General features: G+C 70.7%; 21 protein-coding genes. 9 read left to right on the top strand and 12 right to left on the bottom strand.

Annotated elements, in window-relative coordinates:
- Window positions 1-51: 51 nt before the first annotated feature.
- Window positions 52-414, bottom strand: a complete 363-nt coding sequence (locus H286_RS0110755) for a winged helix-turn-helix transcriptional regulator (protein WP_020098161.1) — start codon at window positions 412-414, stop codon at window positions 52-54.
- 108 nt (window positions 415-522) lie between these two features.
- Here H286_RS0110755 and H286_RS0110750 point away from each other — a divergent pair, with 108 nt between their 5' ends.
- Window positions 523-1,383: an SDR family oxidoreductase gene (locus tag H286_RS0110750; protein ID WP_020098160.1), complete on the top strand. Its 861-nt coding sequence runs from the start codon at window positions 523-525 to the stop codon at window positions 1,381-1,383.
- A gap of 77 nt (window positions 1,384-1,460) precedes the next feature.
- Window positions 1,461-2,501 carry an LLM class flavin-dependent oxidoreductase gene (locus H286_RS0110745; RefSeq protein WP_020098159.1) on the top strand — a complete coding sequence of 347 codons (1,041 nt, stop codon included), beginning with the start codon at window positions 1,461-1,463 and terminating at the stop codon, window positions 2,499-2,501.
- A 94-nt stretch (window positions 2,502-2,595) separates the two neighbouring features.
- Here H286_RS0110745 and H286_RS0110740 read toward each other — a convergent pair whose 3' ends face one another.
- The 6 genes from H286_RS0110740 to H286_RS0110715 form a co-directional block, all read right to left on the bottom strand.
- Window positions 2,596-2,985: a DUF3021 domain-containing protein gene (locus tag H286_RS0110740; protein WP_028497489.1), complete on the bottom strand. Its 390-nt coding sequence runs from the start codon at window positions 2,983-2,985 to the stop codon at window positions 2,596-2,598.
- 73 nt (window positions 2,986-3,058) lie between these two features.
- Window positions 3,059-3,904 carry a siderophore-interacting protein gene (locus H286_RS0110735; protein ID WP_020098157.1) on the bottom strand — a complete coding sequence of 282 codons (846 nt, stop codon included), beginning with the start codon at window positions 3,902-3,904 and terminating at the stop codon, window positions 3,059-3,061.
- Window positions 3,901-4,716 carry an ABC transporter ATP-binding protein gene (locus tag H286_RS0110730; protein ID WP_018187003.1) on the bottom strand — a complete coding sequence of 272 codons (816 nt, stop codon included), beginning with the start codon at window positions 4,714-4,716 and terminating at the stop codon, window positions 3,901-3,903. Before H286_RS0110730 ends, H286_RS0110735 begins: the two co-directional genes overlap by 4 nt.
- Window positions 4,709-5,755, bottom strand: coding sequence for a FecCD family ABC transporter permease (locus H286_RS0110725; protein WP_020098156.1), 1,047 nt, complete (start codon window positions 5,753-5,755; stop codon window positions 4,709-4,711). The genes H286_RS0110730 and H286_RS0110725 overlap by 8 nt, the downstream gene beginning before the upstream one ends.
- Complete coding sequence (locus H286_RS0110720; RefSeq protein ID WP_020098155.1) at window positions 5,755-6,759, bottom strand: FecCD family ABC transporter permease; 1,005 nt, start codon at window positions 6,757-6,759, stop codon at window positions 5,755-5,757. The genes H286_RS0110725 and H286_RS0110720 overlap by 1 nt, the downstream gene beginning before the upstream one ends.
- Complete coding sequence (locus H286_RS0110715) at window positions 6,756-7,673, bottom strand: iron-siderophore ABC transporter substrate-binding protein (protein ID WP_028497488.1); 918 nt, start codon at window positions 7,671-7,673, stop codon at window positions 6,756-6,758. The genes H286_RS0110720 and H286_RS0110715 overlap by 4 nt, the downstream gene beginning before the upstream one ends.
- Before the next feature lie 117 nt (window positions 7,674-7,790).
- Between H286_RS0110715 and H286_RS0110710 the strand changes: the two genes are divergently transcribed.
- Entirely contained in the window at window positions 7,791-8,615 is an 825-nt protein-coding gene (locus tag H286_RS0110710; protein WP_020098153.1) for an HAD-IIA family hydrolase, read from the top strand.
- Between the two features lie 24 nt (window positions 8,616-8,639).
- Here the strand turns inward: H286_RS0110710 and H286_RS0110705 are convergent, their stop codons facing one another.
- On the bottom strand, window positions 8,640-9,137 hold the full coding sequence (locus tag H286_RS0110705; RefSeq protein WP_020098152.1) for a DUF427 domain-containing protein: 498 nt from the start codon (window positions 9,135-9,137) through the stop codon (window positions 8,640-8,642).
- Between the two features lie 73 nt (window positions 9,138-9,210).
- Here H286_RS0110705 and H286_RS0110700 point away from each other — a divergent pair, with 73 nt between their 5' ends.
- Window positions 9,211-9,834 (top strand): helix-turn-helix transcriptional regulator, encoded by a 624-nt coding sequence (locus H286_RS0110700; RefSeq protein ID WP_020098151.1) that lies wholly within the window; start codon window positions 9,211-9,213, stop codon window positions 9,832-9,834.
- Window position 9,835: 1 nt separating this feature from the next.
- Here the strand turns inward: H286_RS0110700 and H286_RS0110695 are convergent, their stop codons facing one another.
- Window positions 9,836-11,953, bottom strand: a complete 2,118-nt coding sequence (locus H286_RS0110695) for a serine hydrolase (protein WP_231370941.1) — start codon at window positions 11,951-11,953, stop codon at window positions 9,836-9,838.
- A gap of 190 nt (window positions 11,954-12,143) precedes the next feature.
- Here H286_RS0110695 and H286_RS0110685 point away from each other — a divergent pair, with 190 nt between their 5' ends.
- Genes H286_RS0110685 through cydC form a run of 4 tightly spaced genes read left to right on the top strand, consistent with a single transcriptional unit; the run spans window position 12,144 to window position 17,934 of the window.
- A complete protein-coding gene (locus H286_RS0110685; RefSeq protein ID WP_020098148.1) occupies window positions 12,144-13,571 on the top strand; it encodes a cytochrome ubiquinol oxidase subunit I in 1,428 nt (475 codons plus the stop codon).
- Between the two features lie 9 nt (window positions 13,572-13,580).
- On the top strand, window positions 13,581-14,615 hold the full coding sequence (gene cydB / locus H286_RS0110680) for a cytochrome d ubiquinol oxidase subunit II (protein ID WP_020098147.1): 1,035 nt from the start codon (window positions 13,581-13,583) through the stop codon (window positions 14,613-14,615).
- Between the two features lie 20 nt (window positions 14,616-14,635).
- Window positions 14,636-16,273: a thiol reductant ABC exporter subunit CydD gene (gene cydD / locus H286_RS0110675; protein WP_020098146.1), complete on the top strand. Its 1,638-nt coding sequence runs from the start codon at window positions 14,636-14,638 to the stop codon at window positions 16,271-16,273.
- Window positions 16,270-17,934, top strand: coding sequence for a thiol reductant ABC exporter subunit CydC (gene cydC, locus H286_RS0110670; RefSeq protein ID WP_020098145.1), 1,665 nt, complete (start codon window positions 16,270-16,272; stop codon window positions 17,932-17,934). Before cydD ends, cydC begins: the two co-directional genes overlap by 4 nt.
- A gap of 18 nt (window positions 17,935-17,952) precedes the next feature.
- On the opposite strand, the gene H286_RS0110665 is transcribed toward cydC, so the two are convergent.
- Entirely contained in the window at window positions 17,953-19,491 is a 1,539-nt protein-coding gene (locus H286_RS0110665) for an SDR family oxidoreductase (RefSeq protein ID WP_020098144.1), read from the bottom strand.
- 190 nt (window positions 19,492-19,681) lie between these two features.
- Between H286_RS0110665 and H286_RS0110660 the strand changes: the two genes are divergently transcribed.
- The gene (locus H286_RS0110660; RefSeq protein ID WP_020098143.1) at window positions 19,682-21,112 is read left to right on the top strand and encodes an MFS transporter; all 1,431 of its coding nucleotides are present in this window, start codon (window positions 19,682-19,684) and stop codon (window positions 21,110-21,112) included.
- Here H286_RS0110660 and H286_RS0110655 read toward each other — a convergent pair.
- Together H286_RS0110655 and H286_RS0110650 are read right to left on the bottom strand one after the other, a co-directional pair.
- Window positions 21,107-21,712, bottom strand: coding sequence for a GNAT family N-acetyltransferase (locus H286_RS0110655; RefSeq protein WP_020098142.1), 606 nt, complete (start codon window positions 21,710-21,712; stop codon window positions 21,107-21,109). The genes H286_RS0110660 and H286_RS0110655 overlap by 6 nt on opposite strands.
- A complete protein-coding gene (locus H286_RS0110650) occupies window positions 21,709-23,574 on the bottom strand; it encodes a helicase HerA-like domain-containing protein (protein ID WP_020098141.1) in 1,866 nt (621 codons plus the stop codon). The genes H286_RS0110655 and H286_RS0110650 overlap by 4 nt, the downstream gene beginning before the upstream one ends.
- Window positions 23,575-23,578 lie beyond the last annotated feature (4 nt).

Genomic DNA, 23,578 nt, shown 5'->3' with positions numbered 1-23,578 from the left:
CACGATCCTGACACGATGACGGATGCCCGGGGGCGGGTCCGCGAGCATATGTCAGCGCGCGACGATGTCGTCAGCGTTGGCCTGGATCCAGCTCATGAGGGGCATGACACGCTCCATCAGCTCGACACCGCGCGGCGTCAGGGAGTATTCGACCCGCGGCGGGACCTCCGGGTACGACGTCCGCTCGACGATGCCGTCGGCGGCGAGAGTCCGGAGAGTGGTCGCGAGCATCTTCTCGCTGATGCCGTCGACGCTGCGCCGCAATTCGCCCCATCGGCGCGTGCCGTCCGTGAGGGAGAGGAGGACGAGCACGCCCCACTTGCTCATGACGTGATCCAGAACGGTCCGCGAGGGGCAGGCCTCCGTGAAGATTCCCGGCGACTCCTGCTGCAACTGCGCATAACTGACGGACATGTCAGCAGCTTACCAAAAAGTGGGTACCTTCCTTCTGGAATGTTTAGCGTCGCTTCGCGGGTTCTCTCCGGTGTCGCGCATCTCGCCCGATCACCGAAAGGACTCGCCATGACCATCCTCGTCACCGCCGCCAGCGGACAGCTCGGCCACCTCGTCATCGACGCCCTCCTCGCCCGCGGCGCCTCGCCCGACAGCATCGTCGCCGGCGCACGCACCGTGGCGAAGGCCGCCGACCTCGCCGACAAGGGCGTCCGCGTCGTCCCGCTGGACTACACCGTGCCCGAGTTGATCGACACTGCTCTCGAGGGCGTCGACAGCGTTCTCCTGATCTCGGGCTCCGACCCGGGCGCACGCCTGGCCGGCCACGTCAACGTCATCGAGGCGGCCGCGCGCGCCGGCGTGAAGAAGCTGGCCTACACGAGCGTCTCGCACGCCGACACGAGCGAGCTCGTCCTCGCTCCCGACCACAAGGCGACCGAAGAGGCCATCGCGGCCAGCGGCATCCCCGCCGTGCTCCTGCGCAACAACTGGTACATCGAGAACTCGGCCGGCGACCTCGCCACCGCTGCGCAGACCGGAGTTCTCTCCGCCGCGGTCGGCGACGCCGCCATCTCGGCTGCCGCGCGGATCGACTTCGCCGAAGCCGCCGCCGCGGTCATGCTCGACGATGCCCACATCGGGCGCACCTACGAACTGGCCGGCCCCCGGGCGACCTACTCCGACATCGCCGCGGCGATGAGCGAGGTGCTCGGTCGCGAGGTCGTCTACGCGCCGGCCACCGCCGAGGAGCTGGCTGCCCGCCTGTCGTCCTTCGGCCTCGATGAGGGCACGGTCGGGTTCGTCGTGGCGCTCGACACCGGCATCGCGCGCGGCGACCTCGACGTCACGGACTCGGCCCTCACCGACCTCATCGGGCGTCCCGCCACATCGTGGGTCGACGCACTGCGCGCCATCGCCCCCGCGAGCTGACCCTCGTCCGACGCTATCGCGGCCGCGGCATCCATATTCATTGGAATGGATGCCGCGGCCTTCGCGTTGTTTTCGGTATGCAGAGCTTCGGAACGCTGTCCTTCGGCCATTACGGTCCCCTCGGCGGGGGTCGCGAACTCACCGCCGGCGATTCGCTGAAGCAGGCGATCGACCTCGCGCAGGGCATGGACGAGCTGGGTGTCAACGGCGCCTATTTCCGCGTCCACCACTTCGCGCGCCAGCAGGCGTCCCCCATGCCGCTGCTCGCCGCGATCGCCGCACGGACCTCGCACATCGAGGTCGGGACCGGCGTCATCGACATGCGCTACGAGAACCCGCTGTACCTCGCCGAAGAGGCGGCGGCCGTCGACCTCATCAGCGACGGGCGACTGGCGCTCGGCGTGAGCCGCGGCTCACCCGAGAGCGTCGTCCGCGGTTACGAGACGTTCGGCTACACCGGTTCGGAAGACCCCCGCGGCGCCGACCTCGCTCGTGAGCACTTCGACCTGTTCCTGCGCGCGATCGACGGGGAGGGTCTCGCCGAGAGCGACCCGCACAGCCCGTTCGGCGGCGGACAGGGGCTGCAGCGGATCGAGCCGCACTCCCCCGGGCTGCGCTCGCGGGTGTGGTGGGGAGCGGGCAACCGCGACTCGGCCGAGTGGGCGGGTCGGATGGGCGTCAATCTGATGTCCTCGACTCTCCTCACGTCGGCGGACGGGCGGCCGTTCGACATCCTGCAGGCAGAGCAGATCGACGCCTTCCGCACGTCGTGGCGCGAGGCCGGTCACGCCGGTACGCCTCGGGTCTCGGTGAGCCGCAGCATCTTCCCGATCACCACGGCGGAGGACGCCATGTACTTCGGCGGACGCTCGGACGGTGACCAGATCGGCATCATCGATGGGATGCGCTCGACGTTCGGCAAGACGTACGCCGGCACGCCCGACGAACTCGTCGAGCAACTGCAGCACGACGCCGCAGTGCGAGAGGCCGACACCCTCATGCTGACCATCCCCAGCCAGTTGGGTGTCGCCTTCAACCTGCGCCTCGTCGAGTCGTTCGCACGCCACGTGGCTCCGTCGCTGGGCTGGGTTCCGACGAACGCGGTCGCCACCGCCTGAGAGGCCCTCGCCAGGGTGAGGCTCATGAGCGGACCTGTTCGCCTGCGAAGCGTCCAGCCGTCAGGCGACCGTCGGTGAGCCCGCACACGGACGATTACGCGTCCGCCGCTCCGGCCGTGGAGCGCGCGAGTTTGCCGAAGACGACGTAGAGGACGCCCCATAGAACGGCACCGGCCCCGAGGAACACCCCGACGACCGCGAGATAACCCCAGACGTCCTCGAGTGGGAACCATCCGCTCAGGAACAGCGCCGGCAGGACGGTGACCGTCATGAGGGCGAAGTGGACCGCCGATTGACGCACCAGGCTCCACCGCTCGACTCGATAGATCAGCGACGTGGCGATGACCGCAGCGACGATGACACCGACGGCGATCGTGGATCGTCCGTTCGACTCGTCGCCCTGCACCAGGAGCGCGATCCCGATCGACGTCATGACCACGAGGGCGATGACCGCCGACAGCATCACACGCATCGGCAGCTTCACGTGCCCAGACTAGCCATGGGCGGATGCCGCTACACGGCGAGCACCCGCGACACAGCGTCCACCCCTCCCCCGCTCAGCCGACGAGCGGGCCGCCCTCGCGCCAGTAGCCGAGGAACGACACCCGATCCTTCGGCACACCGAGGCGGCCGGTGAGCAGGCGCCGGAGGGAGGTGACCGTGCCGGACTCGCCGGCCAGCCAGACGTAGACCTCGCCGCTCGGCAGATCCACCGTGGCATCCGCCCACGCCGCGACGGCACGCTCGAGACCCCCGGCATCGTCGCGGTCGATGCGCTGAGCGCGGTGAGGCGCGGCGACGTGCGGTGACAGCAGGTCTTCCGCCGGAGCCGCGGCATCCACCATCACGTCGGCGACGACACCGTCGGGCAACGCCGACACGATGTTGCGCGCCGCGGGGTACGCGGTCTCGTCCGCGACGAGCAGCACCCGACGTGCCGAACCCGGATGCCAGTGCAGGCCGTACCCCGTCCACCCCATGCGGCGGTCGGGTCCGGTCACGACGAGGCGGTCGCCGGGGCGAGCAGACGCAGCCCACGCAGACGCCGGCCCTGCCGGGGTGTGCAGGTACACGTCGACGTCGATCTCGCCGTCGTCTGCTCGGATCGCGGCGGGGGTGTACGTCCGGAGCACGTTCCGCTCGGTCTCGTCGAGCTCCTTCCACCGCGTGTACCAATCGGAGGGGTGGGGCGTCGGCTCGTCGAGCAGGCCGAAGTCGGCGAGGCCGCCACCGGGGAGCGGCAGGACGAGCTTGATGCGCTGATCGAGACCCCACTCCGCGAAGTTCCGCAGTGCGTCGCCGCGCAGCGTGATCCGGATGAACCTCATGCTCAGCCGCACGGTCGCGGCGACCTCCACCTCGAAGGCGCTGTACGCCCAAGGGCGCTCGAGGACTGCGGTCATGGTCGGACCTCCGTGACGTGGGGCGCACGGAGCGGGACGACGAGCGGCCCTCCCGTGACGGGATCGGGGATGACGGTGTTGGCGAGGCCGAAGACGGCCGACACGTTCTCGCTCGTGACGACCTCGGCAGGCGGCCCTTCGGCGATCACCCGCCCGTCGCGCATGGCGACGACGGTCGTCGCGTAGCGCGCCGCCTGGTTGAGGTCGTGCAGGACGGCGACGATCGTCCGGCCCTGCTCGTGGAGGGCCGCAAGGAGTTCGAGCAGTTCGACCTGATGCGCGACGTCGAGGTACGTGGTCGGTTCGTCGAGAAGCAGCACCTCGGTCTGCTGCGCGAGGACCATCGCGATCCACACCCGCTGGCGCTGCCCGCCCGACAGTGCGTCGACCGGCCGGTCCGCCAACTCGGTCGTCCCGGTCGCGGCGAGCGCCTCGACGACGGCCGACTCATCGGTCGGCGACCAGGGTCGCAGCATCCCCCGATGCGGATACCGACCCCGCGAGACGAGGTCGCGCACCGTGATCCCCTCGGGCGCGACGGCGGTCTGCGGCAGAAGCCCCATCCGCCGCGCGAGCGTCTTGGCGGGGATCCCGGCGATCGACCGGCCGTCGAGGACGACCTGCCCTTCCTCTGGTGCGAGCAGGCGCGCGAGACCGCGCAGAAGCGTCGACTTGCCGCACGCGTTCGGGCCGATGACGACGGTGAACGAGCCCGGTTCGATCTGCAGCGAGAGCTGGTCGACGATGCGGGTGTCGGCATAGGCGAAGGAGGCCTGCTCGACGGTGAGGGAAGCGGGTGGGCGATCAGGCACGGCGACGGATCTCCAGGACGATGACGGACAGAAGGTAGAGGCCGCCGACCGAGACGGTGACGACGCCGACGGGGAGGGGCGCCGGCAGCGCGTGCTGCGCGACGAGGTCGGAGGCGAGCAGGACCGCGGCTCCGAGGAGGGCCGACAGTCCGAGCGGCAGCGACGGCGTGCGCGCGAGGCGGCGGGCGATCTGCGGAGCCGCCAGGGCGACGAAGGCCACGGGGCCTGCGACGGTGGTCGCCGCCGACACGAGGCCCACCCCCGCGAGCAACGCCAGGGCCCGGACGGCGTGCGGACGCGCCCCCGTGGCCGCGCCGAGATCGTCCCCCAACTCGAGCTGTCGCATCCGTGGGACGAGGCAGAACGACCCCACGACGATCGGCACAGCGGCCACGAGCGCCCCGGTGACGGGGCCTGCGGAGACGCCGTTGAGCGATCCGGCACCCCACGCCGATGCGAACATCGCGGTCTCGAGTTCGACCTGCAGCAACAGCCAGGTGTTCAGCGACGCCAGCATCGCCGAGACCCCGATGCCGACCACGACGATCCGAAAGCCCTGCAGTCCGTCGCGCGAGGCCAGCATCTGGATGACGAGTCCCGTCACGAGCCCGCCGACCAGCGATCCGGCGACGAGAGCCTGCCAGCTCGCGGACACGAGCACGAGCGTCAGGAGCATGCCGCTGAAGGCACCGCTCGAAAGTCCCAGGATGTCGGGACTCGCGAGCGGATTGCGGGTGACGGTCTGGAACAGCGCACCCGCGATGCCCAGGAGCGCCCCCACCCCGACCGCGGCGATCACGCGCGTCAGCCTCCAGTCGACGACCACGGTGTGTTCGATCCCTTCACCGCCGCCCGCCAGGATCGTTGGGATCCGCTCGAGCGGGACGGGGAAGTCCCCGAGGATCAGACCCAGGGTGACCAGCACGACCAGCACGACGGATGCCGCGACCCCCACCGCGAGCACGCGCCGCCGCCCGGCGGCGACGGACCGAGCCGGTCGCCCCACTCGGCCCGCACGGTCCACGACGGTCGCGACCATCACAGGGCCCTCGCCGTCCGTCGACGCGCGAGCGCGATGAGGAGCGGGGCTCCGACGAAGGCGACGACGACCCCGACCGGGACCTCGGCGGGGGCGATCACGACGCGGCCGAGGATGTCGGCGGCGAGCACGACGACAGGGCCGGCCAGCAGCGACAGCGGCAGAACTGCACGCTGATCGGGTCCGACGATCCACCGCACGACGTGCGGGATCATGAGGCCGACGAACGAGATCGGCCCCGCGATCGCGGTGGCAGCCCCGGCGAGGAGGGTGACCGCCACGATCACTCCGATCCGGATGCGGCCGACGTTCACTCCCTGCGAGCGCGCGACGTCGTCGCCGAGCGCCATCGCGTTGAGTCCGGGGGCGAGCGCGAACGCGAGGACGGCACCCGCGGCGACGAAAGGGGCGATGGCGCCGAGGTCGTCCAGCCCTGCTCCGAGCAGGGACCCCGCGTTCCATCCGCGCATCCGGTCGAAGGCTTCCGGGTCCGTCAGCGTGATGGCGGTCGTGATGCCCGACAGAACGGCGCCGAGCGCGACACCCGCGAGGATGAGGCGAACCGGTCCGCCCGGCCCGCTCGCACCGATCACGGAGACCGCCATGGTCACCAGCAGCGCGCCGGCGAAGGCGGGCCAGACGACCTCTCCCGGGTCGGACAATCCGAACAGGGACACGCCGAGCGCGACGGCGAACGCCGCCCCCGCACCGACCCCGAGGAGCCCGGGATCGGCGAGGGGGTTGCGCGTGAACGCCTGCATGAGCGCTCCGGCCGCGCCGAGCGCCGCGCCCGCGATGAGGCCGACGACCGTGCGCGGCGCCCGCAGGTCCCAGACGACGAAAGACGTCTCCCTCGTCCCCCTGCCGGCGATCGCGTCGATCACCGCCGGCGGGGCGAGCGGGTTGGCGCCGAGCGCGAGCGACGCGATCACGGCGACGGCGAGGATCGCCGCGACGACACCGACGCTGAGGATGCCTCGACCCGGGCGCGTGGTGACGGTCACCGGTTCGCGGAGAGGTACCGCTCGATGCCGCCGAGGACGGCCTCGGCCCCCTTCGGGCCGACGCCGGACACCCACGTACTGGTGTCGACCAGCGTCGCATCGGGGAACGCGCTGGCGACCGCAGCGGGGATCGCGGAACGGTCGTCGACGTCCGCGGCCGTCACGAAGACGTGATCCGCCGTCGCCGACGCGATGTTCTCGGGCGACAGGTCCGCCTGAAGGCCGTCCTCCCATTCCCGGTCGGGGATGGTGAAGCCGACGCACTCGAGCAGGCTGCCGGCGAACGAGACCGGGCCGTAGAGGCTGAGCGTCGTCTCGTCGCGCGGGCGGATGAGCTGCACCGTCTGACCGTCGAGCGCGTACTCGCTCTTCAGGCGCGCGCACTCATCATCGACACCGGTGAGGAGACCGGCGACCTCGTCCTCACGGCCCAGCGCCTCGCCGATGAGCGTGGCGTTCTCGCGCCACGGGTCGGCCTGCGAGGCGATGAAGACCGTCGGGGCGATGGCGCTCAGCTGCTCGTAGAGTTCTGAATGCCGCGACTCTGTGCCCAGGATCAGATCGGGCTTCAGGGCCGCGATCGCCTCGAGGTCGGGCTCGGGGACGGTCCCGACGGGAGCGACGTCCGAGACCCCGAGGTACGAGGGCAGTTCCGTCACGTTCCCCGCGACGGCCGCACCCACGGGCGTGATGCCGATGGCCACCGCTGTGTCGAGCTCGAGCGGCTCGAGCGTCACGACGCGCTCCGGCTGGTCGGGCACGTCGGCCGTGCCGCGGGCGTGCTCGAGGGATCGCGTTCCCGGGGCCGCGGATCCGCCCGCCGATTCGGGCGCGGTGGCGGCGGTGCATCCGGCCAGGGCGAGAGCGATCATCCCGGCCGCGGAGGCGAGGACCAGTCGTGAGCGTGGGGACATGGTGAGCAGGGGCCTTTCCTTGGAGCTAAGTAAGGACAGCCTAACCAAAGTCGAGCCATGGACCGGACCGCCATCCCCCTACCCGGGCCGAACGAGCCGCGGGCGTAGGGTGAAGGCATGCGGACCCGGGCGGACATCGAGTGCTGGCTGACCGACATGGACGGCGTCCTCGTCCACGAGAACACGCCGATCCCGGGCGCCGCGGAGCTCCTCGAGCAATGGCGCGACGACGGCACCCCGTTCCTCGTCCTCACCAACAACTCGATCTTCACGCCGCGCGACCTCAGCGCACGGCTCCGCGCCTCGGGCCTCGTGGTCCCGGAGGAGTCGATCTGGACGTCGGCCCTCGCCACCGCGGACTTCCTCGCCTCGCAGAAGCCCGGCGGCACGGCTTTCGTCATCGGCGAAGCAGGTCTCACGACCGCGCTCCACGAGGCGGGCTTCATCATGACCGAGACGAGCCCCGACTACGTCGTCGTCGGCGAGACGCGGAACTACTCGTTCGAGGCGATCACCAAGGCGATCAGGTTCATCGGCGCCGGGTCGCGGTTCATCGCCACCAACCCCGACGCGACCGGGCCCTCGACCCAAGGGGTCCTGCCCGCGACCGGCGCGATCTCGGCGCTGATCACCAAGGCGACCGGCAAAGAGCCCTACGTCGTCGGCAAGCCGAACCCGATGATGTTCCGCTCGGCGCTCAACCGCATCGGCGCCCACTCCGAGAACACCGGCATGATCGGCGACCGCATGGACACCGACGTCGTCGCGGGCATCGAGGCGGGGCTCCACACGGTGCTCGTCCTCACCGGCATCAGCGAGAGCGCCGAGATCGAGCGCTACCCGTTCCGTCCCGACGAGATCCTGGGCTCCGTGGCCGACCTCGTCCGGCAGGAGCCGCGCGAGAGCGACTCCCCCGACGTGCAGCCGTCGCTCGGGCTCTGACCGCCGGGGTCACTCAGGGAGGGGTCACCACCCCATCGACCCCGCGATGCCCTTGAAGGGTCCCACCACCTGAGCGGTGATCCACCCGCCGTAGAACCGCCCCGGCTGCGGAGTGACGACCTCGCCGGCGACCGTGCACTCGTCCATCTCCTGCGCGTACACCGCCACGCGATCGGCGAGCTCTTCGTAGCCGGGCTCGGGGTTCGGATAGTTCCACGCCGCGCCGGGCACGGTCCGCCCGCCCCCGTGGACGTCGAGGTAGCGCGCAGCGCCCTTGAACTCGCAGAACGACGCTCCCGGCGCCCGCGTCAACGCGCCCGGGACGAAGTCGGCGATGGGCAGGTAGTAGACGGGCGGATGACTCGTCTCGAGAACCCGCAGCGCTCCCTTCGTGGCGACGATGCGTTCGCCGCCGAGGGTGATCGTCACGGTCCCGCGGACCGGCTCGACGCGAGGGGGTCGGGGATAGTCCCAGACGCTCTCCTGTCCCGGGCCGACGGGGTCTGGAGTGGGGTGCCGCATGCCCTCCAGATTAAGGGCGGAATCCCATCCTGGGGCCGCCTCCGAGCACCGGGCATCCCGCGATAATGGAGCCATGACGGCCCGGCGCCCGACGGCCTACAACGCGATCTCCACGTCCTCGCGCGTGGCGATCCTCCATCTGCTGCAGACGACCCCGCAGCAGACCGTCGGCGAGCTCGTGAAAGCCACCGGGCTGCACCCGAACACCGTGCGCGAGCACCTGCAGCGCTTGATCGAGCGCGGCTTCGTGGCCACCGAGGTCGAGAATCGCACCGTCCGCGGCCGCCCCCGCGTGTTCTACCGCGCGGTCGACGGTGCGAGCGTGTCGAGCCCCGAGCACCGTCGCAAGGTGCAGGCCGCGGTCGAGCGCGGCGACCTCATGCGCCGCGTCATGCCCGAGACCGCGGGGACCCTCACGGGCGAGGAGCAGCATCAGCTCGATGCGCTCGTCGAGCAGCTCCTCGACGGCGGGTTCGATCCGGAGATCGACGAGGACGGCCTCACGATCGATCTCACTCCGTGCGCCCACGCCGCCGACCAGGCGGATCACCGCGAGACCCTGTGCGGGGTCCACCTCGGGCTGATGCAGGGGGCGCTCCGCGAGGCGGGCGGACCGCTCGCCGTGGACGGCATGCGTTCGTCCTGCGACCCGCAGCAGTGCGTCATCCAGCTGCTTCGCCGGCGCCCCGACGCGTGAGTCAGTAGGCGAGGTTGCTGCGCACGGACGAGTACCAGATCCACGCGTAGCCGCCGCGGTAGTGCATCTTGTACCAGTGCCGCTTCGAGTCCGAGACCTGCAGCGGTGTGCCGACGGGCACCGTTCCGCCGACCGCGCCGCCCGCGCTCTTCCGCCACGTCGCGTTCTTCGTGGTCCGCACGTGCAGATCCGAATGGTTCGCGGCCGCGCCGAAGGAGCCGTTGACGTGCGAGTAGACGGTGCGCGCGATGTCGCGGATGCCGGCCTTCGACGATCCGGCGTCACCGATGACCGTGAGCACGAAGGTCCCCTTCGGTCCCCGGATGATCGCCGTGTCCGCCTGGAGCAAGCCGCCCTTCACCCAGAGGGAGCCGGGCTTGGACGCCTGCCAGGCGGAGGCGGGGATGCCGTTCGGGATGCGGGAGCGGAACAGCTGCGTGTGCATGAGGTCGAGCATGAGCGCCCTGCTCGACGCGCTCAGCAGCTGCTTCTTCTCGATCCGCGACAGCAGCAGGCTGAGGTCGTTGGACGTCGTGCGGTTGCCGCCGTAGAGGACGTCCTGCCCTTTGAGGACGCGCCCGTAGGAGGTCTGGCCGTACCCGCCGGCGGCGATCTGCTTGTTCAGGTTGGAGATCCCGATCCAGTGGACGAGGTCGGTGTGGCAGTAGTTGTCCGACATCCAGATGAGCTCTCGCAGGCACTCCTTCACGGTCAGCCCCGAGGACAGCTTCGTCGACAGCGACGCCTGCTTCTTGTCCACCCGGGTCAGAGCCGCCCAGGCGACGAACAGCTTCATCATGCTGGCCGGCTCGCGGCGGGTGGCACCGGTCACTCCCGACACGACCTCCAGCCCGCCGATCTGCCGCACGGTCACGGCGTACGACGATGACGGATGCCGCTTGGTCGCCGCCGTGATCTTCGCGCGCAGCGTGTCGGCGGCAGCGGTCCGGACGGCCGTGCACCCGTCGCCGGAGATGACCGTCGCGTTGAGCCGGCTCGTCGAGCCGATCGCGAGGACGGAATCCTTGCGCCGGTCGAGCATCGCTGCGGCGGCATCCGATACGCACTCGGTGCGGGCGTAGAGGAAGGGCTGGCGGAGCGCACCGGCGACCGCCGCCGCCGTGCCGGTCTCATGATTGGGCGCGTCCGCGCCCGAGACGACGACGGCCCGGGTGGTCGTGGCGGGGTACTCTCCGGCGGCCGAGACGGCCATCGCCTCGTTCGTCCCGCCGGGAAGGCGCCGGACGCTGATGCCTGCGGCCCTGATCTTGTCGACGAAGTTCCGACCCATCATCGACATCACGTTCGTGAGGACGACCTCCTTCGCCCCCACCGCCCGGAGCGCGTCCATCGTCGCGGTCGACGCCGTCCCGCGGCCGTCGACCGCCATGAAGCCCGCGCCGGTGGCGTTCGCGGCCGCAGCGGCGATCGGAGCGGTACCCATCGTGCGACCGTCGGCCATGTACACCCGCTTCACCGGGCCCTGGAATCGGAGGACCGCTCGCGACAGCGCGTAGGTGTCACCGCCGGCGATCCGCTCGACCGGAGCGATGGCGCCGAGCAGGCCCGCCACCTTCGTCCCGACGGAGGCCGTCGACCCGACGACGAGGATGCGGGTGGGCCGCAGCCGCTTCAGTTCGGCCGTGATCGCGGCGGGGATCGCATCGGGCGCGACGTAGAGGAGGGGTGCGCGGCGGGCGCCGGCGAGGTAGGCCGCGGTCTGCGCGTCATGACGCTTGGCGGCCGAGACGACGACCTCCGTGCTGCCGTCGGGGAAGAGCGTGCGGCTCGCTGTGATCGTCTGGTCAGCGGCCGTCGGCGCGCTGATCCGCGTGATCGAGGGCATGCGCGGGGCCGGGGGCGCTGCCAGGCGTGCACCGGCATCCGGCGAAGGTGCGGGGGTCGGCGTCGGCGTGGGCGACGGCGACGGCTTCGGGGTCGGAGCGACCGTCGGCTTCGGGGTCGGCGTCGGCGTTGGCGTCGGCGTGGGCGTCGGAGTTGGAGTCGGGCTCGCGGTGGGAGTCGGAGTCGGCGACGGGGTGGGGACGGTCCCGGCCGCGGCCGGTCCCGCGGTGAGGATCAGCACCGCGGTCACCCAGACCGCCGTGAGCGCTGTCATCCGCCGCATCATCGCGGGAACACGGGAGGATTCGCCACGAGTCATGTGGCCCACCGTAGGGGGCGGAGACCGCTCCCACCATGGGGGTGGTGCGGCGCGGCGGCATCCGGGTGTTTTGCACGGCCCGATCCGATCCCGCGATCGGGACCGCGTCGTACCGTCGGAACATACCCGTGGAAGGACCAAGCCCGTGGACTTTCTGGACCCGCTCATCCTGGCTCGCCTGCAGTTCGGACTGACGACGCTCTACCACTACCTGTTCGTGCCGCTCACGCTCGGCATGGCGCTCACCGTCGCGATCTTCCAGACGATCTGGCACCGCACGGGCGACGTGAAGTGGCTGCACATCACGCGCCTGTTCGGCAAGATCTTCCTCATCAACTTCGCGATGGGTGTGGTCACCGGCATCGTCCAGGAGTTCCAGTTCGGCATGAACTGGTCGGACTACTCGCGCTTCGTCGGCGACGTGTTCGGCGCTCCGCTCGCCTTCGAGGGCCTCATGGCGTTCTTCTTCGAGGCGACCTTCATCGGGCTGTGGATCTTCGGGTGGGACAAGCTGCCCCGCCGCATCCACCTGCTCACCATCTGGGCGACCGCATTCGGCTCGATCCTGTCGGCCTACTTCATCCTCACCGCGAACGCGTTCATGCAGAACCCGGTGGGCTACACGCTGAACCCCGAGACCGGGCGAGCCGAACTGACGAACTTCTTCGCGCTGCTGACCAACCCGGTCGCACTCGCCGCCTTCCCGCACACGATCTTCGCGGCGTTCATGTTCACCGCGGCCGTCATCATCGCCGTCGCCGCCTACCACCTGCGTCGCGGCCAGCACCTCGACACCATGCGCCCGGTGCTCCGCTACGGGATGTGGTTCATGATCATCTCCTTCGTCGGCACCGCGATCAGCGGCGATCAGCTCGGCCTCGTGATGGTGCAGACGCAACCGATGAAGATGGCGGCCGCCGAGGCGCTCTGGAAGACCGCGTGCGGGGCGGACGCATCCTTCTCGATCTTCTCCATCGGCACCCCCGACGGCACCGCCGAGGTCTGGTCGCTGCGCGTCCCGTACCTGCTGTCGTTCCTCTCGACGCACACCCTCGACGGCTGCGTCGAAGGCCTCAACAACCTGCAGGCCGATTACACGGCGCGCTTCGGCTCCGGCATCGACTACATGCCCGAGATCTGGGTCACCTACTGGTCGTTCCGCTGGATGATGGGCTTCGGCGGCATCGCCACCCTCATCTCGGTCGCAGGTCTCTGGGTCACCCGCAAGAGGGCCACGCGTCCCGTCGCCGGCTGGATGTGGCGCGTCGCCATCTGGTCCGCACCGCTCCCGCTGTTCGGCAGCCTCGTGGGCTGGATCTTCACCGAGATGGGTCGCCAACCCTGGATCGTCTTCGGTCTCATGCACACCGCGGACGGGGTCTCCCCCAACGTCCCCGCTTGGACGGTGCTCGTCTCGCTGGTCGCCTTCACCGCGATCTACGCGTCGCTCGCGGTCGTCGAGTTCCGCCTCATCCTCAAAGCCGCGCAGCAGGGTCCCGACCCGCTGCCCGGACCCGATGACCCCGACCCGCGGAACCTGCCGGTCGACCAGACCCCCTCGACGGTCTACTAGGAGCACGCCATGGATCTCGCCTACCTCTGGTTCTTCATCGTCGGTGTCTTCTTCGTCGGCTACTTCGTCCTCGACGGCTTCGACTTCGGCGTCGGGATGAGCCTGCCGTTCCTCGGCCGCGACGAGGTGTCGCGCCGCCAGGTCATCAACACGATCGGTCCCGTGTGGGACCTCAACGAGACCTGGGTCATCGTCGCCGGAGCCTGCCTGTTCGCCGCGTTCCCGGAGTGGTACGCCACCCTGTTCAGCGGGTTCTACCTGCCGCTGCTGCTCATCCTGCTCGCCCTCATCCTGCGCGGCGTCTCGTTCGAGTACCGACACCAGCGCGAAGGACTCGCGTGGAAGCGCGGCTTCGACCGGATGATCGTGATCGGCTCCGTGATCCCGGCGCTTCTGTGGGGCGTCGCGTTCGGCAACATCGTGCAGGGCGTCCCGATCGACGCCGACAAGAACGTCACAGGCTCGCTTCTGACGCTCCTGAACCCCTACGCACTGTGCGTCGGGGCGACCACGCTCCTCCTCTTCTTCCTCCACGGGCTGTACTTCGTGGGACTGAAGGCCGACGGCACGGTCAAGGAGGAAGCGCACCGCCTGGCACGTCGCGTCGCCCTCCCGACGATCGCGTTCGCCGCCGCGACCGTCGTCTGGACCACGGTCATCGCGATGGATCGCGAGGCACCGGCACTGGCGGCGGTGATCGGATGCGGCGTCGCCGCCGCGCTCGCGCTGCTCGGGTCGGCCGTCGCGAACCTCCGTCGCCGCGACGGGTGGGCGTTCGCCCTCGGAGCGGTCACGATCGTCGGCGCCGTCCTGATGCTGTGGTTCGCCCTGTTCCCCTACGTCATGCCGTCCTCCACCGATCCGGCGAACTCGCTCACGATCGAGAACGCCTCGAGCACCGACTACACGCTCGGCGTCATGACCTGGGCGGCGGTCATCTTCCTGCCCGGCATCCTCGCCTACCAGGCGTGGACCTACTGGGTGTTCCGCAAGCGCATCTCGCGGGTGCAGATCGAGAAGGCGGATGCCGCGGCTGCTCACTGAGCCCGCGGGAGGATCGAGCCATGCCTGACGAGACCGAGCCGCGGCAGCCGCCGGTGGACCCCCGCCTGTGGCGGTACGCCGCGGCATCCCGATCGTTCTTCGTCGTCATCGCCCCGCTGTCCCTCCTGCAGACGGCGGTCATCGTCGGCTTCGCCTTCTTCACGACCCGAGCGATCGTCGATGCGATCGCCGGGGCCGACCTGGCCGGGACCCTTCTCGCCCTCGCGGGCATCGTCGTCGCCCGCTCGGTGCTCGCGCTGATCCGTGAACGCGTCGCCGCGCGCGCGTCGGCACGCGTCGAGTCGCAGCTGCGCGCGGCCGTGCTCGACGGCGTCGCGCAGCTCGGCCCGGAGTGGACGGCGTCGCGCAGCACGTCGCACCTCGCCCTCGTGGCGGGGCGCGGACTCGACGCCCTCGAACCGTACGTCGGGCGCTATCTGCCCCAGCTCGTGCAGACCGTGATCGCGACGCCGATCCTCGTCGCGGCGATGTGGTCGGCCGACGCGATCTCGGGTCTCACGGTCCTCCTCACCCTTCCCCTCATCCCGATCTTCATGATCCTGATCGGCCTGGCGACGCGCTCCGTGCAGCGCCGCCAGTGGGAGACTCTGACCCGGCTCGCGACCCGGTTCTCCGAGACGGTGCAAGGACTGTCGACGCTCACCGTCTTCGGCCGTCAGCGTCGCGCCGCCGACGCGATCGAGCGAGTGACGGACGACTACCGCCGCGAGACGATGACGGTGCTCCGAGTCTCGTTCCTCTCGGGCTTCGCACTGGAGTTCCTCGCCTCGATCTCCGTTGCGATCGTCGCGGTCGCGATCGGGTTCCGCCTGATCGACGGCTCCCTCACCCTGAGCGTCGGCCTGTTCGTCCTCCTCCTCGCACCGGAGGCGTTCCTGCCCCTCCGTCAGGTCGGCGTGCAGTTCCACGCCGCGAGCGAGGGGGTAGCGGCCACGCGGGACGTCTTCGCTGTGCTCGATGATGCCGCCGCGGCATCCGCAGACACCGCGCCGGCAACCGCGCCGATCGGGCCGGAACACGTGCTGCGCGTGCGGGACGTGCGTGTGCGCGATCTGCCGCCCGTGACCCTGGACGCGCGCTCGGGCGAGATCGTCCTCATCGAAGGGCCGAGCGGCGCCGGCAAATCGAGCCTCCTCCACGCGCTCCTCGGATTCGCCCCCGCGACCGGACGCATCGAGTTCGACGGCGTCGCGGCGACCTCGCTCCCGCCGTCGGCCTGGCTCGGATGGGCGGGACAGCGCGCCGGTCTCGCTGCGGGCACGGTCGCGGAGAACATCCGCCTCGGCGACGACGACATGCCGGAACGGACGGTCCGCGAAGCCCTGGCGCTCGTGGGCCTCGGCGCCCTCGACCCCGCCCGGATGCTGGGCGTGCAGGGCGCGGGGCTGTCGGGCGGGCAGGCGCAGCGCGTCGCCGTCGCCCGCGCCCTCGCCCGGCACCTCCGCGGCCACGCTCCCGTGCTCGCCCTCGACGAGCCGTCCGCGGCCCTCGACGCCGACGCCGAGGCCCACCTGTGGCGTTCCCTGCGTCAGGTGGCGGATGCCGGGGCCCTGATCGTCCTGGTCTCGCACCGAGAGAGCGCCCGGGGCATCGCCGATCGCGTCGTGCGCCTGAGCGGTGCGGAGGTCACCGCATGACGACCATGCGTGACGTCCTCCGCGACGCGGTCCCGACACCGCGGAGATTCTGGCCCGCACTCGCATCCGGGTTCCTGTCCGAAGCGTCGGCCGTCGCGCTCCTCGCCGTCAGCGCGTGGCTCATCGTCCGGGCCTCGGAGCAACCGCTCGTCATGTACGTCACGATGGCCGTCGTCGGTGTCCGCGCTTTCGCCCTCTCCCGCGCGTTCTTCCGCTACACCGAGCGCCTGTCGAGTCACGACGCCGTCCTGCGTCAGCTCGCTTGGACGCGGACCGATCTGGTGCGGCGGCTGCTCCCCCACGCCCCCGCGGGACTCGCCTCGTCATCGCGCGGCGACACCTCTGCGGCCCTCGTCGACGACGTCGACGAACTGCAGAACCTGTCGCTCCGCGTGATCCTCCCGCTCGTCTCGTCGGCCACCGTCGCGATCGGATCGGTGCTCCTGGTCGCACTCGCGTGGTGGCCGGCCGCCCTCACCCTGCTCGCCTGCCTCATCGGCGCCGCGGTCGCCGCCCTCGCGTGGGGCTGGGTGGCGGGGGCGCGGGCGGAGCAATCGATCGCCCCGCTCCGTGCGCGACTGCGCGACGCGGTCCTCGAACACCTCTCGCGGCTCGACGTCCTCGTCGCCTTCGGTGCGGAGTCCGCCTCGCGCGCCGCCGTCCAGGACGCGGATGCCGCCCTCCGCCGTGCTGTTCTCCGTCGGGCGGGCGCACAGGCGGGAACGGCCGCCCTCGTCTCCCTCGCCGCGGGCGCCGCGACGGTCGCCGCCCTCCTCGTGGCCGCCCCGGCCGTCGCGGCCGGTGGTCTGTCGGGCCCCGCGCTCGGCGTCGCCGTCCTCGTGCCGATGGCGGTGTTCGAGGTCTTCACGGCCGTCCCGCTCGCCGCGTCCGCCTGGCGGCAGGTGCGGGCCGCGGCATCCCGTGTCGCCGGCGTCGTGCCCGAAGAAGTCCCGAGCGAGATACCGGCAGAAGGGACTCCGACCGGCGAGGCTCCATCACTCGGCGACGGGCTCCGGCTGCGCGGCGTCGACGTGCGCTGGCCGGGCGCCGCGGCGCCTGCGCTGACCGGCGTCGACCTCGACGTGCACCCCGGCGAGCGCCTGCACATCGTGGGTGCGAGCGGCGCCGGCAAGTCGACGCTCGCTCACGCCCTCGTGAGGTTCCTCGCCGTCACCGGCGAGTACTCCATCGGCGGACGCTCGGTCGACGAGATCGCGCCCGACGACCTGCGCCTGACCGTGGGACTGTGCGAGCAGCATCCGATGCTCTTCGACGAGGACATCCGGCAGAACCTCCTCTTCGCTCGCGACACCGCGACCGACGCGGAGCTCGAAGCCGTGCTGGAACGGGTCGGGCTCGGCGACTGGCTCCGCGCCCGCGGGGGGCTGGGCGCGCGGGTCGGCGAGCGCGGCGCCCTCGTCTCGGGCGGGCAGGCCCAGCGCATCTCCCTGGCGCGGGCGTTGCTCCGCGGGTTCCCCGTGCTCATCCTCGACGAGCCGACGGCAGGGGTCGATCCGGCCGCCGCCGACGCGCTCCTGACCGATCTGCTGGGCGCCGTCGACGGGTCGCACGCGGTCGTGCTGATCTCGCACGCCGGGGTCCCCGCATCCCTCGTCGATCGCACCGTGCGCGTCGCGGGCGGACGACTGACGCCCGCCTGAACCTCAGCGCGCCGTGGTTCAGGTCGTCGGCGCCTCGCGCTCCGCCGCCGCCGCGATGCGGTTCGCCATGCCCTTGAAGATGAATCCGTGGAAGGGCAGGACGGCGAACCAGTACAGCCGGCCGGCGAGCCCGGTCGGGAAGAAGACGGCCCGCTGCTCGTACCGCGATCCCGAGCCCTCGGGCTTCGCTCGCAGCTCGAGCCAGGCGAGCCCGGGCACCTTCATCTCGGCGCGCAGGCGCAGCAGGCGGCCCTCCTCGACGGCCTCGACGCGCCAGAAGTCGATCGCGTCGCCGGCGGCGACCTTGCCGCGGCTGCGGCGACCGCGCTGCAGGCCGACACCGCCGACGAGGCGATCCATCCAGCCGCGGACGGCCCAGAGGAACGGCGACGAGTACCAGCCGTTCTCCCCGCCGATCCCGACGATGACGCGCCACAGCTGCTCGGGGCTCGCCGACGTCGTCGCGGACTGCTCGTCGGTGAAGACGAGCCGGCCCGCCCACTCGGGGTCGCTGGGCAGCGGGTCGCTCGGCACGGAGGAGACCTCGGCGTCCTGCCAGCTGGTCTCGACGGCGTCGGCTTCGACCTTGCGGAGCGCCAGCCGCACGGACTCGCGGTAGGGCGTCAATCCGCCCTCGGGACGCGGCAGCAGGTCGTCGACGGAGTGGTCGTCCATGATGCACTCGTTCTGCAACGAGGCGATCAGCGGGCGGGCGATCGCCCGCGGCACGGGCGTCACGAGGTTCACCCAGTGCGAGGCGAGTCCGGGAGTCAGCACCGGCAGCGCCGCGATCGCGCGTTGGCGGAGCCCGGCTTCGACCGCGTACCCGTTCATCATCTGGCCGTAGCGCAGTACGTCGGGGCCGCCGATGTCGACCGCCCGATTGACCTCCGGATCCACGTGGGCCGCAGCGAGCAGGTAGTGCAGGACGTCGCGGACGGCGATCGGCTGGATGCGGTTGCGCACCCACTTCGGCGCCGGCATGTACGGCAGCACGTCGGTCAGGTGACGGACCATCTCGAACGAGGCCGACCCCGATCCGATGACGACACCGGCCTGGAGGACGAGCGTCGGCGCCCCGCTGTGCAGCAGCGTCTCGCCCACCTCGACCCGCGAACGCAGGTGAGGACTCAGCGTCACACCCGCCGGGTGCAGCCCGCCGAGGTACACGATCCGACCGACGGATGCCTCGGCCGCCGCGTCGGCGACCGTCTCCGCCGCGCGCAGGTCCTTCGTCTCGAAGTCGTCGCCCCCGCCCATCGAGTGGACGAGGTAGTAGAGCACGTCGACGTCGTCGACCGCCCGGGTCACGGCATCCGCGTACTCGGCAGCACCTTCCACGACCTCGACCTCGCTCCCCCACACGAACGCCGCGAGTCGCGCCGGGGTGCGGACGAGGACGCGCACCCGGTACCCCGCCGACAGGAGCCGCGGGACGAGCCGCCCGCCGAGGTATCCGGTGGCTCCGAGGACGAGTGCGCGCGGCGCGGAACCATCCGGTCGAGGCCGTGCGACGAGGGCCGGTTCGCGGCCGGTGGGGGCGGAGAGCTCGCTCATGTCGCCACGATAGACCGGTCCCGACGGGGGTCGGGCCCTGCTCAGCCCGTCGTGTTTGTCAAGAGACACGCCCCGGGATGCGAGGGTCCGATCGACTACGTACCGTGGAGAGATGGCCAGGTCATCTCGCCCCTCGGTACCCCCGTCCTCCGAAGCACTGACCCGCTCCGCGCCACCTCCGCGGCTGGGCGTGGACGACGTCGTCGTGGTCGACACCAAGCGCGTCCGGACAGCGATCGGCGGCACCGTCGTCGGCAACTTCATGGAGTGGTTCGACTTCGGGATCTACGGCTACCTCGCCGTGACGATCACCGCGGTGTTCACGGCAGACCTCCCCGAACCATGGGGTCTGCTGGCCACCCTCTTCGGGTTCGCGATCTCGTTCCTGGTCCGTCCTATCGGCGGGCTCGTTCTCGGTCCGCTCGGCGATCGCATCGGACGCCAGAAGGTCCTGTTCTTCACCATGGCGATGATGGCTCTGGCAACCGCTCTCATCGGCGTGCTGCCCACGAGCGCTCAGATCGGGCTCTGGGCGATCATCCCGCTCTATGTCTTGAAGATGATCCAGGGCTTCTCCACCGGTGGCGAATACGCGGGCGCGACCACCTACGTCGCGGAGTTCTCGCCCGACAAGCGGCGAGGTTTCTGGTCGTCGTGGCTCGATCTCGGCTCGTACGTCGGCTTCGCCGCCGGTGCCTCCGTCGTCGCTCTCACGACGATCATCACCGAGTCGGTCTGGGGCGAGACCGCGATGACGGACTTCGGGTGGCGCATCCCGTTCCTCGTCGCAATCCCGCTCGGCATCGTGGCGATCTGGTTCCGCCTCAAGATCCCCGAGACCCCCGCCTACGAGAACACCGGCGGAACCGACGAGGAGCCGGATCGCGATGATCCTCTGGCACGCCATGGCATCGTCGGCATCCTCCGTCACCACTGGCGTGAGGTGCTCATCGGCATCGCGATCGTGGCAGCGACGAACACCGCAGGCTACGCGCTCACCAGCTACATGCCGACCTACCTCGAGAAGGAGGTGGGGATCTCCAACCTGGGCACCGCTGTCGCCACCGTGCCCGTGCTCCTGGTCATGTCGGCGTGCCTGCCGTTCATCGGCCGGCTGAGCGACCGCATCGGGCGTCGACCGGTGTACATGATCGCGGCCGGCTCGACGATCGTCCTCATGATCCCGGCCTTCGCGGTCATGCAGATCGGTCAGGAATGGGCTGTGTTCATCGCCCTCGGAATGGTCGCCATCCCTGTGGCGTTCTACGTCGCCGTTTCGGCGTCGACACTGCCTGCACTCTTCCCGACGGCGTCGCGGTTCGGCGCCATGGCGATCGCCTACAACGTCTCGGTCTCCCTGTTCGGCGGCACGACGCCGCTGTTCAGTCAGGCGCTCATCGATCTGACCGGCAACACCTTCATGCCGGCGTTCTACATCATGTTCTTCGCCGCGCTCGGCGGCGTCGCCCTGCTGTCGATGAAGGAGACCGCCAAGCGTCCGTTGCTGGGATCCGTTCCCACCGTCGAGACGCGCGAAGAAGCCGTCGAGGTCGTCGCTCGTCAGGACGAGGACCCGCTCATCGACACGTCGACGATGCCGATCCCCGTCCACCGGTCATAGCCGCATGCCGTACGCGCTCGACCCCGGCGATGACGGCAGCGCCGCGAAGCCCAGACGGGTGTAGAACGCCATCGCGCCGGTGTTCTCCGCCGAGGCGACGAGGTGGAGACCGGCGACGCCCCGTTCCCGCAAGGCGGCGAAGAGCGTCTCGATGAGTCGGCGCCCTGCCCCCTGCCCCTGCGCCTGCGGCAGCAGGTCGATGTGCAGGTGGGCGGGGAAGTCGGCCGCGTACCGCTCGGGCTTCTCGCCGCGGCCGTACGCGTAGAGCAGCGTGCCGTCCTGACGCGTGACCTCGGCCTCGGGCTTCGGCCAGCGGTTCGCGAACCGCGGCCACCACTCGGTCCGGAACCACTCCTCGAACCCGTCCGTATCGTCGGTCGCCACGACGTATCCCACCGGCGTCCCGTTCCCGTCCTCGACCGCGAAGGCGAGGTCCGGGTGGCGTTCCACATAGGGCAGCGCCCAGATGTGCCCCCAGATCGCGTCGTCCTCGAAGATCCCGGTCGCATCGCTCCCGGCATCCGCGGTGCGCAGGCAGATCTCCGAGAGCGCCGGCTCATCGCCGGGACGGAACGGACGGATGCCTCCCGCCGCGGTCATCGCCGGCGTCCGTTCCCGAACACCCCGCGGATGACGCTGCCGATGATCGACTGGGTCGTCTTCGACCCGAGGATCTCCTCGAGAGGGGATGCCTCGCGCGTGCGGCTCGTCCGGGTGCTGCCGCCGGTGGTCCGGAGGATCCGCTCGTACTCCCGCTGGGCATCGCGCTCGGCCTTCTGCTGCGCCTTGTCTGCAGCGGCCTTCTGCTTCGCGTACTCCGCGTCGGCCTTGGCCCTCTCGGTCGCCGCCTTCGCCGCATCCGCCGCGGCATCGGCGGCGGCCATCTTGGCGCCGAGGATCTCGCGCGCGGATTCGCGGTCGACGGGAGTCCCGTAGGTCGCGAGGAGCGGAGACGCGGCGACGACGGCCTGCACGGCCGCCGCGGGCGTCGGGGACATGAGGCCCTGGGGGGCGCGCAGGCGCGTCCACGCGACCGGGGTGGGGGCACCCTTCTCGTTCATGACCGTGACGATCGCTTCGCCCGTTCCGAGCTCCTGGAGGACGCGTTCGAGGTCGTATCCCGAGGTCGGGTACGTACTCACCGTCGCGCGGAGGGCCTTCGCATCATCGGGCGTGAAGGCACGGAGCGCGTGCTGGATGCGCGAGCCGAGCTGACCGAGCACGTCCGCCGGCACATCCTTGGGGGTCTGCGTCACGAAGAAGACGCCGACGCCCTTCGAACGGATCAGTCGCACGGTCTGCACGATGGCGGCGGTGAACGCCTTCGAAGCGTCGCGGAAGAGCAGGTGCGCCTCGTCGAAGAAGAACACCAGCTTGGGCTTGTCGGCATCCCCCACCTCGGGGAGGATCTCGAAGAGCTCCGCCAGCAGGTACATGAGGAAGGTCGAGAACAGTTCGGGCTTGTCGGCGATCCCCGGCACCTCGAGGAGAGAGATGACACCCCGCCCGTCGGGTGCCGTCCGCAGGAAGTCGTGGACATCGAACTCCGGTTCGCCGAAGAAGACGTCCGCGCCGCCGTCGGCGAAGGTGATGAGTTCGCGGAGGATCACGCCCGCTGTCGCGGGCGACAGGCCGCCGAGGTCCTTCAGCTCGGGCTTGCCCTCGTCGCTCGTCAGGTAGGTGAGCACCGCCCGGAGGTCCGAGAGGTCGACGAGCGGCAGGCCGTGGGCGTCGGCGTAGTGGAAGACGAGGCCGAGACTCGACTCCTGCGTCTCGTTGAGCCCCAGGACCCGGCTGAGCAGCAGCGGACCGAACCCGGTGACGGTCGCCCGCACGGGGACCCCGGTGCCGATGCCGCCGAGGGCGAAGTACTCCGTGACGGATGCCGCCGGTTCCCATGCCTGCCCGATCGCCTCCGTGCGGGCCAGCAGCTTGGGGTTCGGCTCCCCCGCCGTCGCCACGCCGGTGAGGTCGCCCTTGATGTCGGCGGCGAAGACCGGCACCCCCTTCGCCGCGAGCTGCTCGGCCAACCCCTGGAGCGTGCGGGTCTTACCCGTGCCGGTGGCACCCGCGACGAGGCCGTGCCGGTTGGTCATGGCGAGCGGGATGCGGATCTGCGCGTCCGGGAGGGGGGCACCGTTCATGAGGGCCCCGAGGTCGAGGGTCGCCTCGTCGAAGGTGTACCCCTGGGCGATGCGGGCGACCTCGCCGTCGTCCAGCGGGCCCCCGGCGGGAGGGGCCGCAGCGGGCTGAGCGGATTCCGCGGCCGGAGCCTCGGCGGGTGGCTCCGCCGCAGCGGGCTCGGCAGACGCGGGCTCGGCGGGAGCGGCATCCGTCGTCACCGCCGCTGCACGCGCGGCCGCGAGGGCGGCCTGCGCGCGGGCGAGTTTCAGTTCCGCCGCGGCGGCAGCGGCTTCCGCTTCGAGGCGGGCGAGTTCGGCGGCGGCTTCATCGGCGCTCATGTCG

Source organism: Microbacterium sp. 11MF (assembly GCF_000383475.1).
GTDB lineage: Bacteria > Actinomycetota > Actinomycetes > Actinomycetales > Microbacteriaceae > Microbacterium > Microbacterium aquilitoris.
Note: the sequence above shows the minus strand (reverse complement) of the source record. Positions and strands in the feature narration are given on the sequence as shown.